The following is a 15532-nucleotide window of genomic DNA, read 5'->3' as shown; positions in this document are numbered from 1 at the left end:
CATTTACCACATGGATTTAGTAAAAGGAAAAGTAGCGTTGATTACGGGCGCGTCGCGCGGTATTGGCCGGGCTATGGCGCTGCGATTTGCCCAGGAAGGAGCCGCCGTGGCGTTTACCTATCTGTCGAGCGTTGAGAAAGGCCAGGCTCTGGAAGAAGAACTCCGGGCGTTCGGCGGGTCGGTGAAAGGCTATCGGTCCGATGCCTCCGACCATAAAGCCGCCGAGGATCTGGTGAATCAGGTCGTCGCCGATTTTGGTAAACTCGACATTCTGATCAACAACGCCGGTATTACCAAAGATGGTTTGCTGATGCGGATGTCGGAGGAACAATGGGACGCCGTAATTAACGTTAATTTAAAGTCGGTCTTTAACCTGACGAAAGCGGCCATCAAGCCGATGATGAAGGCGAAATCCGGCTCAATCATTAACCTGACTTCAGTGGTGGGGCTGCGCGGTAATGCCGGGCAGGCCAACTACGCTGCATCGAAGGCGGGGATAATTGGTTTTACCAAGTCGGTCGCGCTCGAACTGGGCTCACGGAACATTCGCTCGAACGCGATTGCTCCGGGCTTCATCGAAACCGAAATGACCGGCGAACTGAATGAAAAAGCCCTGGAAGACTGGAAGCAGGCCATCCCGATGAAACGCGGGGGGCAGCCCGACGAGGTGGCCGATTGCGCCGTGTTCCTGGCATCCGACCTCTCGCGCTACATCACCGGACAGGTGCTGCAGGTCGACGGAGGAATGTTAACGTAAAAAAGGAGGAAAGGGAGGAGAGGGAAGAAAGGGAGAAAAGGGATGGATGCTGGCGCAAGTCATTCCCCTTTCTCCCCTTCCTCCCTTTCCTCCTCTCCTCCCCCTAACTTATGAACGTCATTTTCCAATCCTCCCCGTGGTGGATTCTGGTTTGTTTGCTGGTAGGGGCGGCTTATGCGGCTCTGATGTACCAACGTCTTCCGCTGTTACGGCCGTCGCGCGTCGGTGGTAGTACGTCCGGCCCGGTGGGCGGGTTCGACCGAACCACGACCTACGCCCTGGCGGCTCTTCGGTTCGTGGTCGTGAGCCTGATTTGTTTTCTGCTGCTGAACCCCCTGATCCGAAGCATCCGGACGATGACCGAAAAACCGAAGGTCGTGCTGGCGGTCGATAACTCGGAGTCAGTGGCCGCGGCTGGTCGCCCGGCCCTGAACCGGTCGCTGGAAGCGCTGCAAACGCTTCGGCAGCAACTGACGGAAAAAGGGTTGGAGGTGTCGGTACGGACGCTGGGCGATACGGTAACCGACGCCGACCTGACGCAGATTCCGTTTACCCGCCGGGGCACTGATCTGTCGTCGCTGCTGGCCGGCATTCGCTCCGACTACGAGGGTCGTAACCTGACCGACGTCGTGCTGGTTTCTGATGGTATCTTCAACCAGGGGCTGTCGCCGACGTTCGGGCAGTACCCGTTTGCCGTGCAGACGGTTGGGCTGGGCGATACGGTGCCCAAGCGGGACGTACAGCTCAAGGCCGTTATCGCCAACCGCATTGCCTACCTCGGTAACCAGTTTCCGATTCAGGCCGAGGTCGTCAGTAACGGGTTTCAGGGCGGCACGGCCACGGTCGTGCTCCGGCAGAACGGCCGCGAACTGGGTCGGCAAACGGCTAACCTGAACCGCAACCAGGGCTTTAGTCAGGTGACGTTCCAGACAACAGCCGCGCAGAAGGGCGTTCAGCACTACGTCGTCGAGGTGCTGCCCCAGCCGGGTGAGTTCAGTACCCGCAACAACCGGCAGGATGTGTACCTCGACGTGATCGACGGCAAAGAGAAAGTGCTGCTGCTGGCCCTGACGCCCCACCCCGACGTGAAAGCGCTGCGGAGCATCCTCGAAAAAAATCAGAATTATGAAGTAGACGTTCGCGTACTGACGGGGGCTACCGACGCGGCCGCTGCTACGGTCCCTACCGATAAAACCTACGACCTGATCATTGCCCACCAGATTCCCGACAACGGCGGGGTTGGTAGTCCGGTCTTGCAGCGTCTGTTCGCCAAGAACACCCCGGTGCTGTTTGTGCTGGGGAATCAGTCGTCGCTCGGGCCGTTCAACACCTCGAATCCGGTCATGCAGGTAACGGCCCAGCCGAACCAGAACGATAAGGTGACGGGGCTGTTCAACCCGGATTTTCGGCAGCTGAACCTGGATCCGGCCCGGATCGAGATTTTGGAGAAGTTTCCCCCGATGCTGGTGCCTTATGGCGAGTTTAAACTACAGCCGGGCAGTGAGGTGGTGCTTTGGCAACAGGTCGGGAATGTCCGCACGACCAAGCCGTTGCTGGCGGTCAACGTAACGGGTCCGCGTAAAGCGGCCGTACTGGCGGGTGAGGGCATCTGGGGCTGGCGACTGGAGGAATACGCGCTGACGGACAAGCAGGAGGTGGTTGACGAGCTGATGCAGAAAATCATTCAGTTGATTTCGGTGAAGGAAGACCGGCGCAAACTGCGGGTGTATCCGGTACGGAACGAATTCATCGCCGGCGAAAAGGTGGTGTTCGAAACCGAGCTGTACAACGACATTTACGAACGGGTGTACGACCGGCCGGTGCGACTCGAAATCACCGACGAGAAAGGCCTGACGCGGTCGTACAACTACACCCCCACGGCCGCCAACACCCGCTTCGAGATCAGCCGCCTGCCCGAAGGCGCGTATCGCTACCGGGCCAGTACGTCGGTGAATAACCGCACGGAGCAGTCGGCGGGGCAGTTCATTGTGCGCGACCTGCAGCTCGAAGCGCTCAACACCACCGCCGACCACGGCCTGCTGCGGCAGTTGTCGGGCCAGACGGGTGGCCAATTCTACACGACCGCCCAGGTTGATAATCTGGTGAACGACCTTACCTCCCGGTCGCGCCCGGCCCGGCTGAGCAGCACCGAAGAGATGGACGAGATCATCAACTGGCGCTGGCTGTTCTTCGTTGTGCTGACGCTGGCCGCCATTGAGTGGGGCCTGCGGAAGTTCTATGGCGGCTATTAAGATACCGGGAAGGGCGTTACGTTAGTCGTCGGTGCGCAGGGCGTTCAGCACGAACCGGAGTTCGCCGTACGTAACGTCCTTGCCCAGCGCGTTTTTGGCTTCGCTCAATGAACCGGGCTGGTTGCTCGCAAAATACTGCCGGATCCGTTTGAGCTTGTCGGGGGGCAGGAGCGCGTCGAGCGATACCTCGCCGTGCCGAACGTACTGAGCGAGATGCCCCTCAATGGTCAACACGGCCATGCTTCGTTCGGCGGCAATCTCATCGATGGTGCGACCGGCCTGAAACAGCGCCAGTGTGATGGCCCGGGTGTCAATTTTCTCTTTCTTAGGTTTCGGACTGGCCGATTTTTTGGCGGAGGCTTCCCGGCGTTCAGGTTTTCCGGCGTACTCACGGATGATCTGCAGTACTTCTTCGCCGATCTGCTTCACTTTGGTTTTGCCGAATCCTTTCACCGCCAGCAGTTCGTCGGTGGTCGTCGGCCGGAGTTTGACCAGTTCATAAACGGTTTTCTGGGGCAGCACCATGTAGCCCGACAGGTCGTGTTCACCGGCTTTATCGTTCCGCCATTTCATCAGGGCTTTGTACAGGCTGCTGCCGGCTGAGCCGTCGGTAGCCAGGACCTCTACCTTACGGCGGGCCGGCTGGAAATCCAGTTCGGCGCGGTTGCGGGCCTGCAGGTACGTCAGGGCGTTGAATCCGTGCTGGCAGCTTTGAAAGCTGCCTGATTTAATAAACAGCTCTTTTTCCAGTTCGTCCAGCACCTCCACAACGGCCTCCCGGATCTGCTGATTGTCGCAATCGGTCGGGCACTGACGCAGCAGCGGCAGCAGTTCGTCGCCGATCAGGGCCTGAAAATAAGCGCCGGCTTTGATGACCCGTTCCTGCAAGGCCCCGTTCTCTTCCGGCAGGCGGTTGTCGGCGAAGTAGGCCGACAGGTGTTGCTGGAACCGGATCGTTACCTCGCGGGCTTTTTCGCGCAGCAGGTCATTGAGCTGGTTCAGTCCGGCGCTCAGTTCGTCCGGCAGGTTGTCGGCGTTGTCGCGAACCAGTTTCTGAGCGCGGTACAGCAGCGAAGCCGCCAGCTCGAACGAAAACAGCTCCCGCAGCAGACTCTCCTGGTTGGTACGTCTGGAGTCGAGCAGTTCCTGCGCCGTTGGGATGCGCTGCTGCACCTGCTCGTGGAAATCCTCCAGCGTCTGCTCCGTTTTGATGCTGTGCGACGGAATCGGCGTACGTAGCACCAGACCTTCGAGGGATTTGCAGCGGCTCAGGGCCACGTATACCTGACCATGTGCAAACGCGGCCGACGCATCGATGATCGCCTTTTCGAACGTAAGCCCCTGGCTTTTATGAATCGTAATGGCCCAGGCCAGCTTCAGCGGAAACTGCACAAAGCGACCTATGGGCTCGGCTTTGATTTCTTTCGTGGCCGGGTCGAGGCTGTAGCGAACATTGGTCCACTCAACCGGGTACACGGCAATGTCGTCATCGTCGGATGGGCAGCGGACGTAGATCACATCATCGTCGAGGTCCACTACGCGTCCGATCTTGCCGTTGTAGTACAGCTTGTCGCGGGAGATGTCGTTCTTGATGAACATGACCTGCGCCCCCACTTTCAGTTCCAGTTCGGCTTCGGTCGGAAAAGTGTGCACCGGGCATTCGCCCTCTACCGTAGCCGTGTAGGTTCGGCTGCGGCCTTTAAGCGCCTGTAGCTTCTGGGTGTTAATCTGCTGCGCACTGGCGTTGTGGGTCGACAACGTAATATAGCCTTCTTTCTCGTCGGGCGAAAAATCGGGAACGTAGCGCTGGTTTAGCTCGTCAAGCTGCGTGCGGGTGATGGTCTTCTCCCGAATGCCGTTGAGCAGATTGATAAACTGCGCGTCGGACTGCCGGTAAATGTGCGTCAGTTCAATCGATACGTAGGGCGTTACGCGCAGGGCTTTGCTGCCGAAGAAGTAGCCGGTCTGGTAATGGGGTTTCAGCAGCGCCCAGTCCTCGTCCTTGATCACGGGCGGCAACTGCTGCATATCGCCGATCATGAGCAACTGCACCCCACCGAACGGCTCCTGGCGGTTGCGGTACCGGCGCAGTACGTCGTCGATCCCGTCGAGTACGTCGGCCCGCACCATACTGATTTCGTCGATCACCAGCAGATCGAGCGTCCGCAGGAGCCGGATTTTTTCGCGGGTAAACTTCCGGGTTTCGCGCTGCATAGCGCCCGGCACAATCGGACCGAAGGGGAGCTGAAACAGCGAATGGATCGTGACGCCCCCCGCGTTCATGGCCGCAACGCCGGTAGGTGCAACCACCATGAGCCGCTTGGCGCTGGCCTGTTTGATCTGGTGCAGAAAGGTAGTTTTGCCGGTGCCCGCTTTTCCCGTCAGAAAAACGTTGCGGTTGGTGTGCAGCACAAAGTTATAGGCCAGTTCAAGTTTCTCGTTTACGGACGGCATGAGGTAATGATACTAAACAAGACAAAGGTACGGTTTTATAGGCCGTGTACCTACCCATTCGATGCGCTCGTAACGAAGGGCCTTACTGCCGGGCCATGGCGATCAGAACGGCTCCAATAGCCATCAGGGAAGCGCCTGCGATAACCTGCCAGTTGACTTTCTCTTTCAGAAAAACAACGGCCAGAATAATGGCAAATACCAGAGACACCTTGTCCAGCGACGACACCTGGGAGGCATTGCCCAGCTTCAGCGCCCGGAACGAAAGCAGGGAGGATACACACGTAATAACACCGGCCACGAGCAAATAGAGCCAGGCACGTCGTTCAATTTTGGTCACATCCGGCAAATTGCCCTGAAACAGGACCACACCCCACGAGACAAGCAGAATCAGAACGGATTGGATGGCAAAGGCCAGGCTCGAATCGACGTTCTTAATCCCTGCTTTGGAAAGCGTAATGACGATAGCGGTTGCCAGGGCTGCCAGCAACGCGAAAACAATCCACATAAGTTGAGTTCATAACGTGTTTAACCGTAATCAACTGGGTCGGTCAAGGGTTTTAATTCTTATTAAGTTACGGTCGATGGTTCGAACGAAGGGTTTGTTTGCCGAAGTTTGTCGGTGAATGCAAAGCCGCCTGACAACCAGGAATCACTGGTCGGCTATTGATACGGTTTAGAAAAGTGGGTATGAAAACGCTTTGGCTGGTGTTCGGCTTCGTCTTTTTAGGGGGAACTCCCCAGTCCCTTCTGGCGCAGGATTCGACGGCCCGGCAGCCTGATTATAAAGCCCGGATGCGGACACTGCTCATCGGCGAATCGGTGTTGTATGCAGGGTCGCTCTACGGCCTGAGCACGGCCTGGTACACCGATCCGCTGACCCGTTTCAAGTTTTTCGACGATGTCGGCGAATGGAAACAGATCGACAAGATCGGGCACGTCTACACGGCCTACCACATCGCCCGGATGTCGGCGCAGGGGTACCGCTGGGCGGGTCAATCGCCCCGGAAAGCAGCCTGGTACGGTGCCCTGACCGGTTTTATCTTCCAGACACCCATCGAAATCCTCGACGGCTTCGCGCCCGGCTACGGCTTTTCAGTCGGCGACATCGTGGCCAATACGCTCGGGTCGGCGTTGTATGCCGGTCAGTTTGCGGTGTGGGGCGAGGAGCGGATTCTGCCTAAATTCTCGTTTCACCAGACCCGCTACGCTGCCGTGCGGCCGAACCTGCTTGGCAAGGGATTGAGCGAAGAATGGCTCAAGGATTACAACGGGCAGACGTACTGGTTCTCGGCCAACGTAGCGTCGTTCCTGCCCCGCCGGGACGAATCCCGTTTTCCGCGCTGGCTGAACATAGCGGTCGGCTACGGTGTTGAAAACATGGTGGCCGCTTACCCCAGCAGCAGTGTCGAACGGGGCTACGTACCGTACCGGCAGTATTTTCTGTCGCTGGATGTCGATTTTGCCCGCATCCGGTCGAACCGGAAACTGGTGCGGACGTTGCTGTTTTTAGCCAACAGCGTAAAAATTCCGGCCCCTGCCTTGGAGTTGAGCCGTAAAGGCGTCAAATTTCATCCGTTGTATTTTTAAGAGTTGCCGCCGATAACACAGCGTACGCAAAGGCTCGTCTGGTAGCCATAAATCAATCTGCGTAATCCGCGTTAACGGGCGGCAAATCATACCCTTTCCATTGCTTATGAACATCGGCGACAAAGTACGAATGCTGCGGGCTAAAGAACAGGGCGTTATAACGCGCTTTCTGTCCGGCAATCAGGTTGAAATAGAAATTGAGGATGGGTTTCGAATACCGGTCATGCGCTCGGAACTGGTCGTGGTATCGCCCCTCGAAGCCGAACGGCTGGTGAAATCGCCGACCCAGCAGCCCATAATGCCCCGGCAGCCGGCGGCTTCGACCATTGTGTCCAATCAGGGGGTTTATTTCGCGTTCGTGCCCCAGAATGACCGCGAGTATGCCCTACACGTGGTCAACAACACCGACTGGGAACTGGCCTACGTAGTTGGGGAAGAAGCGGCCGCGCCGAGCGGTGGGGTGCAGTTCAACGGTTTGCAGAGCGGTAGCCTGAAACCCAAATCGCAGCTAAAACTGAACGACCTGTACGTGCACGCCAAATTTGATACCTGGCCGACGTTTGTGTTACAGGCGCTCTGGTTCCGCCCGGGCCGGACGAGTCTGCGCCCCCCGCTGGTGAAGCGACTCAAATGCCGGGCCGCTACGTTTTTCAACAACAAGGCGACGGTACCGGTACTGAACCAGCCGGGGCATGTGTTCCAGCTGGATGCCGATGAAGCGAATCCGTCGCCGACGAGCGCAACCCGACCGGCGCCCTCGCCCGCAGCCATCCAGCCCGAAGCGCTGAAACAGGAGATGCTGAAACCTAAATCCGATGCGGGTAGCCTGGCCGTCGAACGACCGTCGTCGGTGGTGGATCTGCACGTCGAAGCGTTGCTGCCACAGGGACCCGGCCGCCGGTCGCCCGCCGAGCTGCTGGAACTGCAGCTGCAGACGTTTGAGAAAACACTAGAAAACGCCATTGCCAGCGGCATGGGCGAGATTACGTTTATTCATGGCGTGGGGAGCGGAGCCCTGCGAACCGAACTACACCGGCGGCTGGGGCAGCACCCCAACGTACGGTTTTTTGAAGATGCCCAGAAACAGAAGTTTGGCTATGGAGCCACAAAAGTTACGATCAAATAACAGCAGGACACCACTAAAACAGATGAATAAGGCGCGTGGCCCGGGTAGACGAGGGTCACTTGTAGGAAGGGGCGAATGGTTGAACAGAGTATGGACTACGGTGGCCGGGGTATCTGTGTATTGTTGCCTGTTGGTAGTGTGGCTGGCAGGCTGCCAGTCGGGCAAACAGGTTCATCCGAAAGCGCCCAAAGCGTCTTACACAACTACGAAAATGGAGGTTCGTAACGAACAACTGGTATCGACCGTCAACGTTCCGGTGGCCATCGCCCTCGCCGACGTGGAGCGGCAGATCAACGCGCAAGTCAGCGGTCAGCTTTATGAAGCCAACACCCTGAACGACCCGGCCAGTAAGGACAAGTACATGATCAAGGTCTGGAAACGCGGCACCATTCTGGTCATGGCCGGTGGCGAATCGGTGGAGGATAGCCTGTTTCACTTTACGGTGCCGCTCCGCATCTGGGTGAAAGCCGGGGTCTCGGTGCTGGGAATGACCACCTTTCGGGATACCGAATTTGACATTGATCTGCGGTTTCTGACCAGATTTGACCTCGACCCCGACTGGTCGGTGCATACCCAGACGCGAGCCGACGGCTACGGCTGGGTGCGCAAACCGACGGTAAGTGTGGTTGGGCTGGATATTCCCATTACGTCGCTGGTGAGCCGGATGATCGACAAAAATATGGGGACCGTCACGGCGGCTCTGGATAAGGAAATCCGCAAAAACGTAGACCTGCGGACCCCCGTTCTGAAAGCCTGGAATACGTTGCGGGAACCGTATCTGCTGTCGGAAAAATACCGGACGTACCTGATGGTGGTGCCCAAACGGGTGCTGATTACGCCCCTTCGGTTTGAGAACCGGTACGTGCGGACCACCATCGGCATTGAGGGGTATACCCTCACTACGACCGGTGCGAAACCCGACGTACGGCCCGCCGTTACGTTGCCCGACCTGGTGGTGGTGCCGCAGGTAAAAGACGACTTCCGGATCGGTCTGGTCAGCGAAGCCCCCTACCAGGAAGCGGCCCGGCTGGCGGCCCAGGAGTTTGTGGGGAAGAGCTATTCGTTCAGCGATGGGCGCTATACCGTGCGGATCACCGGCATCGACCTTTACGGCCAGAACGAAAACCTGATCATCAAAGCCGGCCTGGCCGGCAGCATCACCGGCGATATCTACCTGAAGGGGCGGCCGTACTACGATGCCCAGTCGCAGACGATTTCGCTGAAGGACATTACCTACGATCTGGATACAAAAAGCTGGCTCCAGCGAACGGCCAACTGGCTGCTGCAGGGCACCTTTGCCCGTATGATGGAGAAGCAGTTAACCATTCCGGTCGGCTCTCAGCTGACCGAACTCCAGCGGATGGTGCAGGAGCGGCTTAAAAACAATCAAATCGCCCGGGGGGTTATACTCAACGGTCAGATCGACGAAATCCGACCGGATCAGGTGTATCTGACACCAACCGCCCTGCTGGCCGTCGTGAACGCCCGCGGTCGGCTGGACGTTAAAGTAGATGGGTTGCAATGATACTATGCGTACCTTTGCGCCTGCCTCAGCGGTACAAGCCATCTTATCGCGCCCGGCCAGTCCCCTGGATTGGGTCGGGTGAGGAAAGTCCGGACAGCGTAGAGCACCATACTTCCTAACGGGAAGGCGGATTCCTGGCGACGGGGATTCGACAGCCAGTGTCACAGAAAATATACCGCCGGTTATCAATGAGTGAATGATTGATTCGATGAATGATTGAATTAGCTCGTGCTTTTAATGAGTGCATTCAATTAGTCAGTCATTCAATCATTCATTGATCCGGTAAGGGTGAAATGGTGGGGTAAGAGCCCACCGCCCGGCGGGCGACCGGCGGGGCAGGACAAACCTTATGGGCTGAAAGACCAAATAGGCGTCGGATGCGAGGCTGCTCGTCTCCGTTCCGGTTTAACCGGATGCCGACGCGGGTAGGTCGAACGAGGTGATCGGTGACGATCATCCCAGATAAATGATAAGACGCCGGACAGCCAGCTGCCCGGTGACAGAATCCGGCTTACAGGCTTGTACCGTCGAGGTTTTTTTTGGATGTAGTTCGTAGGTTGGCGTTTGTAGTTCGACGTTCGTGGTGTTGCGGTAGCGTGTGGTCTGTTTGCAGTTTCCAACGTACTTACCCGTATACTTTGAACCAAACCTGGAGGTTTATGCGAAAGAGTTATCTCAACGTTTGTTTGCTTTTCCTGCTGATTGTTCCCTTTGCCCGGGCGCAGAACCGACCCTACGAAGGCGAATACAAACTCAATACCTGGTCTGTAACCCTGGCGCCGGGCGTAACGCAATTCTACGGCGACCTCCGGCAATACCGCAGTCCATTCAAGCTGGGACGCGAAGAACTGATCACCGGGGGGCTCGGGCTGTCGCTGAATAAACAGGTATCGCACCTCTTTGGCGCTTACGTAAACGCTACCATTGGTCAGCTCAGCGGTTCAAAAAACGAGGTATATAATGCCTATTTCCGGACGCCCCTGTTCATTCAGGGAACGCTGAACGGGACGGTCAACCTGAAATCACTGCTGCTGGGCAGCCGGAGGCTGCGTCGCTGGAAGGCCGACCTGCACGCCGGAGCGGGTATGATGTGGTTTTACACGGACGTTTACAGCCTGGCTGACGGACGGCTTATCCGCTACAGCAACGACCGGCTGGATTACAGCTCACGAACGGCAGGCCGCTGGGAAGGGTCCGGTACGACGTTCACCCGCGAACTGGTAATCCCCGTTGGTTTCAACCTGCATTACGAACTGACCCCCCGCTTTGATCTGGGACTTGACTATACCTACAACCACGTCAATACCGAAAAGCTCGACATGACCGTTGGGAGCGACGTACCGGGCTACAACGATAATTCCGCCAATATTTTTCTGTTTCAGAAAGGTACGTCACCCCTCGATAAGTGGGGGTTTACGGCCGTGACTCTGACGTATAAACTGGGCCGAAATGCGACCAAAGCTGGGCGTGACGGCACCTACGACGCGGCTCAGGGTACGTATCACCTGCGCTGGACGGACCCCGCCGACCTGGTTAAGCCGCCCTACAATCCGACGCTGAGCGATGCCGACTCGATTGCCAGAGCCAACATGCCCGATCCGGTAGATCCCCGCCTGTATACGGATACAGACAAAGATGGGGTGGCCGATCTGTTTGACAAACAGCCTGATACGCCGGAGGGGAGCGTCGTGTCGGGTGGGGGCGTAGCCATGAACCTCGATAGTCTGGTGTCGTCGCTGATGCGTTCGAAACTGAAGAGCGAGTGCGATACGTTGCTGAGTAACATTGAGTTCGATACCGACAAGGCGATCATCCGGCCGGCTTCGCAGGAAGCCCTGCGGCAGGTGGCCGAACTCCTGAACGCTCGTCCGAACTGCCGCATCATCCTGATCGGACACGCCGACGCCCGGGCCGGCGATACCTACAACCAGCAGCTTTCCAAGCGCCGGGTTGAAGCGGCCAAACGGTTTCTGGTTCGCGCCGGCCTGACCGATCCCAGCCGCGTAACACTGGAATACTACGGCGAACTACGACCCATCGCGGGTAACCGGACCTCGGCCGGGCTGCAATCCAACCGGCGGGTCGAAATCCGGATTGAACCCTCGAACGATCTGCGGTCGCGCTACCCCGCCGGCTTCCGGCCGAAAGGGAAACGGTAAGGGTTGCGGAGCGCATGCGGGTGTATCAATGCAAATGCTATTTTTGAAATAGTTATCTTGCGTACGTATACCGCCCGAATGAACCTTGAAAGCCTTTAACGATACCAGGCTCCGCATCATTGGCCCCCTCATCCTGTTCCTGATGGGGACGCTTTTCTTCCGGCTGAACTGGTATCTTGAACTACCAGCCAACCGATTGCTTCGGTCGGATCTCATTGGGCTTAGTGCGGGGTATCTGTGCTGGAATCTGGCCCGTTGGGTGGTGCTTCGATTGCAGCGGCAATTCCCCGGCCTGGATAATACCCGTCGGCGTTTGATGTGGATGCTGCTCCTGATGCCTCTGCTGGTCAATGTGGCCTGGCTGATTCGGCAGCTCGGGCACGTCGCCTTCAACGACGCGGTCCGGATTACGCAAACCTTACCGAGCTACACCTACGCCATTGGCATTCAGATCTTCTACCACTGTATTTACTTCGTTATTTATGAAGGCGACTACCTGCTGTGGGCCTGGCGGAGGACGTATGAGCAGAACGAGCGGTTGAAGAAGGATAAACTGAAATACCAGCTCAATACGCTCAAAACGCAGATTAATCCGCATTTTCTATTCAACTGCCTCAATTCGTTGTCGATGCTGATCCACGATAATCCCCGGCAGGCCGAAGCGTTTGTGGATGAAATCAGTACGGTGTATCGGTATCTGCTGCGGGCCAATGATCAGGAACTGACGACGCTGGGTAACGAACTGACCTTTATTGAGTCGTATTTCCAATTGCTGAAAACGCGCTACGGGGCCGGTATTGAACTTCGGGTCAGTGTAGACGACGCCTGCCTGGATTGCCGAATGCCGCCCTTAACCCTGCAACTGCTGGTTGAAAACGCCGTCAAGCACAACGTTACGATGACCCGCCGACCGCTGAAAATTGACATTATAAGCCAGGGGCAGTCGCTGATCGTAGCGAATAACCTGCAGCGAAAGAGCATTGCCGTGCACTCGACAAAGGTGGGACTGAACTCCATCGCTACTAAATATCGTCTGTTGGTTGGGAGTGAAATTGCCATCCGGGAAGAAGATACCCGGTTTGTGGTGACACTCCCATTACTGGCCAACCGCGTCGAAACCCGGGCTGCTTTATGACACCGTTGAATGATACCCGACTTCGTCTGCTGGGTCCGGTTGGCCTGTATGTATTCGTCAGCGTATTTTTTCGGCTTGAACTGTACCTCAATCTGCCGGTAAAACAACTGCTGACCAATGCCTTCATCGCCATAACCGCCGGCATTTTCTGCTGGAATCTGGCTCGCTGGGTGGTGCTTCGCCTACAGCGTCAGCACCCCGGTCTGGAAAATACCCGACAGCGCCTGATGCGGTTGCTGGCTGTTTTTCCGCTGTTGGTGATCATCGCCTGGCTTATCCGCCACGTTATTCGCTTCCTGATCAGCGGAACGTTTGAGCCCTACACGACCCCCGTCGAACTGAGCCGCAACATTGGCGTTCAGATATTCTACCATTTTCTTTACATCGCGCTTTATGAAGGCTGGTACATCCTGCAGCAGTGGCAGCGCGAAACAATTGAGGCCAATACACTGGAAAAAGTCTCGCTGCAACGCCAGCTCACCTCGCTCCAGCACCAGGTCAACCCGCACTTTCTGTTCAACAGCCTGAACTCGCTCTCGTCGCTGATCAATGAAAGTCCGGCCAGGGCCGATGCCTTTCTGGATGAACTGACGGCCGTTTTTCGGTACCTGCTCACGGCCAGCGACCGCGAACTGGTGCCGCTCCGCGATGAACTGGCGTTTATCCGGTCGTTTGGCCACCTGCTCCGGACCCGCTATGCCGATGGCATCGAGCTGGAAATAGCCGTCAAACCAGCGGATGAATTGCTGCTGGTCCCTCCGCTGGCCCTGCACGTACTGGTCGAAAATGCGGTGCGTTACAATAAAATTCTGCCCGATAAGCCACTGCTGATTCGCATCGCGTCCGCAGCGGACCAGCGGCTGAGCGTAGCCAATACACTCCAGCGCAAAAACCTGCGCGTCGATACCGTTCGGGCCGGACTGACCGATCTGGCGAGCCGGTACCAGCTTCTCAACCAGGGCGAACTTCAGATCGAGGAGCAGGCCGACTGGTTTGTGGTCAGTCTGCCGCTGGTCAGCGAAAACCGGCTGACGGAAGTAGCCTGAGCAGCCGGTATCTCATTGATTAATCAGCTCAATTTGAACACCCAGACGGGTTGACCGGCGAGCTGCTTTCGACTAGTTTCCGGAATGGCCACGGTAGCGCCGGCACCTGATTTTTTCCATTTCAGAGCAGCTTTTGTGCCCAACAGCGTCAAGGTTTTGCCGGGCACGATCGGCAGGGTTACCGTGGCCGGAAGCTGCGTTTCCGACTCCGCAGGCAGGTATGATACGTAGGTTACGTCCTCTTTTTTCGTGAAAGCCCACTTATCCTGCCGGTAGGGTGCCAGCGGCTTGGTGCCGTAGATCGATTCGCCGTTTACGTCCAGCCATCTGCCGATTTCGGTCAGCCGACTGTAGGCTTCTTCGTGCCAGTCGCCATCGGGGCCGGGAGCGATGTTGAGCAGCAGATTACCGTTCTTCGCCACAATGTCGACCAGAATCTGGACCAGCTTGCGCGACGATTTAAAGTTCTCTTTCGGGATGTAGGACCAGCTATCACCCATCGTCATGCAGGTTTCCCAGGGGATAGGCATGTACTGATCCGGAATCTGGTGCTCGGGGGTGACGTAGTTTTCGTATTCGCCCGTTACGGTGCGGTCAACAACCAGCAGACCCGGCTGTTTCTGGCGGGCTTCACGGGCAATCCTGGCCATGTCGATATCCTGATCGAAGGGAATGGCCCCTTGCCAGCTAATGGTCGAATCGATGGTGTTGAACGGCCGGACCCAGCCCCCATCCAGCCACAGAATGTCGATTTTGCCGTAGTCGGTCATCAGCTCCTGAATCTGTCCGTTTGTAAAATCCGCAAACTTCTTCCACTCGCTGGGGTATTTCTTCGGATCATAATTGACGTTCCGGTCTTTGGGTGGCCAATAGGGTTTCCAGTAGCTGTCGGTGTGCCAGTCGGGCTTCGAAAAATACGTACCGACCATAAACGCCTGTTTCCGGAAGGCATCCAGCACTTCTTTCGTGACGTTGCTACGTGGATTAGTGGCAAAAGCCGTTTTGGGATCGGTGATTTTGTAGTCCGTCAGTTTGGTGTCGAACATGCAGAATCCATCGTGGTGTTTGGTGGTAAACACCATGTATTTCATACCGCCCTTTTTTGCCGCTTCAGCCCAGCGCTCCGGATTAAATTTGACGGGGTTGAACTCCGCCCGAATGGTCTCATACGCCCGTTTGTACTCCGTATAGTTAGCCGCGTGTGGTCCCCGGCGTTCGCACCAGCCCTCGTCTTCAGGGCACAGTGACCATGACTCCACAATACCCCACTGGCTGTAGGTGCCCCAGTGCATCAGCAGGCCAAACTTAACGTCCTGCCACTGGCTCAGCTTTTGTCGGACCTGCTCGTCTTTGGGCCAGACGTATTTCGAATGGTTCTGATCGGAATGCTGCTGCGCAAAGACCGGAGCCGAAGCGAGCAGGGCGGTGAGTAAAGGCAAGCCAAATCGTTTCATAGCAAGAACTGATGCATTGAGTTATGGATAAATCCCC

Annotated in this window: 11 protein-coding genes and 1 other RNA gene; 9 read left to right on the top strand and 3 right to left on the bottom strand. The window is 56.9% G+C overall.

Going from position 1 to position 15532, the window contains the following annotated elements; all coding sequences use genetic code 11:
- Positions 1 to 10: 10 nt before the first annotated feature.
- Together fabG and DYU11_RS22140 are read left to right on the top strand one after the other, a co-directional pair.
- Complete coding sequence (fabG, locus tag DYU11_RS22145; protein ID WP_119669901.1) at positions 11 to 757, top strand: 3-oxoacyl-[acyl-carrier-protein] reductase; 747 nt, start codon at positions 11 to 13, stop codon at positions 755 to 757.
- Between the two features lie 110 nt (positions 758 to 867).
- The gene (locus tag DYU11_RS22140) at positions 868 to 3009 is read left to right on the top strand and encodes a vWA domain-containing protein (RefSeq protein ID WP_119669900.1); all 2142 of its coding nucleotides are present in this window, start codon (positions 868 to 870) and stop codon (positions 3007 to 3009) included.
- 21 nt (positions 3010 to 3030) lie between these two features.
- On the opposite strand, the gene DYU11_RS22135 is transcribed toward DYU11_RS22140, so the two are convergent.
- Together DYU11_RS22135 and DYU11_RS22130 are read right to left on the bottom strand one after the other, a co-directional pair.
- Complete coding sequence (locus tag DYU11_RS22135) at positions 3031 to 5463, bottom strand: helix-turn-helix domain-containing protein (RefSeq protein WP_119669899.1); 2433 nt, start codon at positions 5461 to 5463, stop codon at positions 3031 to 3033.
- A gap of 82 nt (positions 5464 to 5545) precedes the next feature.
- On the bottom strand, positions 5546 to 5968 hold the full coding sequence (locus DYU11_RS22130; RefSeq protein ID WP_119669898.1) for an EamA family transporter: 423 nt from the start codon (positions 5966 to 5968) through the stop codon (positions 5546 to 5548).
- 182 nt (positions 5969 to 6150) lie between these two features.
- Between DYU11_RS22130 and DYU11_RS22125 the strand changes: the two genes are divergently transcribed.
- The 7 genes from DYU11_RS22125 to DYU11_RS22095 all read left to right on the top strand — a co-directional run bounded on the left by DYU11_RS22125 (position 6151) and on the right by DYU11_RS22095 (position 14041).
- A complete protein-coding gene (locus tag DYU11_RS22125) occupies positions 6151 to 7050 on the top strand; it encodes a DUF2279 domain-containing protein (RefSeq protein WP_229365977.1) in 900 nt (299 codons plus the stop codon).
- A 106-nt stretch (positions 7051 to 7156) separates the two neighbouring features.
- On the top strand, positions 7157 to 8176 hold the full coding sequence (locus DYU11_RS22120; RefSeq protein ID WP_119669897.1) for a DUF8465 domain-containing protein: 1020 nt from the start codon (positions 7157 to 7159) through the stop codon (positions 8174 to 8176).
- A gap of 211 nt (positions 8177 to 8387) precedes the next feature.
- Positions 8388 to 9701 carry a DUF4403 family protein gene (locus tag DYU11_RS22115; protein ID WP_229365976.1) on the top strand — a complete coding sequence of 438 codons (1314 nt, stop codon included), beginning with the start codon at positions 8388 to 8390 and terminating at the stop codon, positions 9699 to 9701.
- Positions 9702 to 9731: 30 nt separating this feature from the next.
- Positions 9732 to 10231: RNase P RNA component class A (gene rnpB / locus DYU11_RS22110), an RNA gene on the top strand.
- 129 nt (positions 10232 to 10360) lie between these two features.
- A complete protein-coding gene (locus DYU11_RS22105) occupies positions 10361 to 11860 on the top strand; it encodes an OmpA family protein (RefSeq protein WP_119669895.1) in 1500 nt (499 codons plus the stop codon).
- Positions 11861 to 11945: 85 nt separating this feature from the next.
- A complete protein-coding gene (locus DYU11_RS22100) occupies positions 11946 to 12995 on the top strand; it encodes a sensor histidine kinase (protein ID WP_119669894.1) in 1050 nt (349 codons plus the stop codon).
- A complete protein-coding gene (locus tag DYU11_RS22095) occupies positions 12992 to 14041 on the top strand; it encodes a sensor histidine kinase (RefSeq protein ID WP_119669893.1) in 1050 nt (349 codons plus the stop codon). Before DYU11_RS22100 ends, DYU11_RS22095 begins: the two co-directional genes overlap by 4 nt.
- Before the next feature lie 23 nt (positions 14042 to 14064).
- On the opposite strand, the gene DYU11_RS22090 is transcribed toward DYU11_RS22095, so the two are convergent.
- A complete protein-coding gene (locus tag DYU11_RS22090; RefSeq protein ID WP_119669892.1) occupies positions 14065 to 15495 on the bottom strand; it encodes an alpha-L-fucosidase in 1431 nt (476 codons plus the stop codon).
- Positions 15496 to 15532 lie beyond the last annotated feature (37 nt).

This window comes from Fibrisoma montanum (assembly GCF_003583365.1).
Lineage (GTDB): Bacteria > Bacteroidota > Bacteroidia > Cytophagales > Spirosomataceae > Fibrisoma > Fibrisoma montanum.
This window is presented reverse-complemented; position numbering and strand designations above follow the sequence as displayed.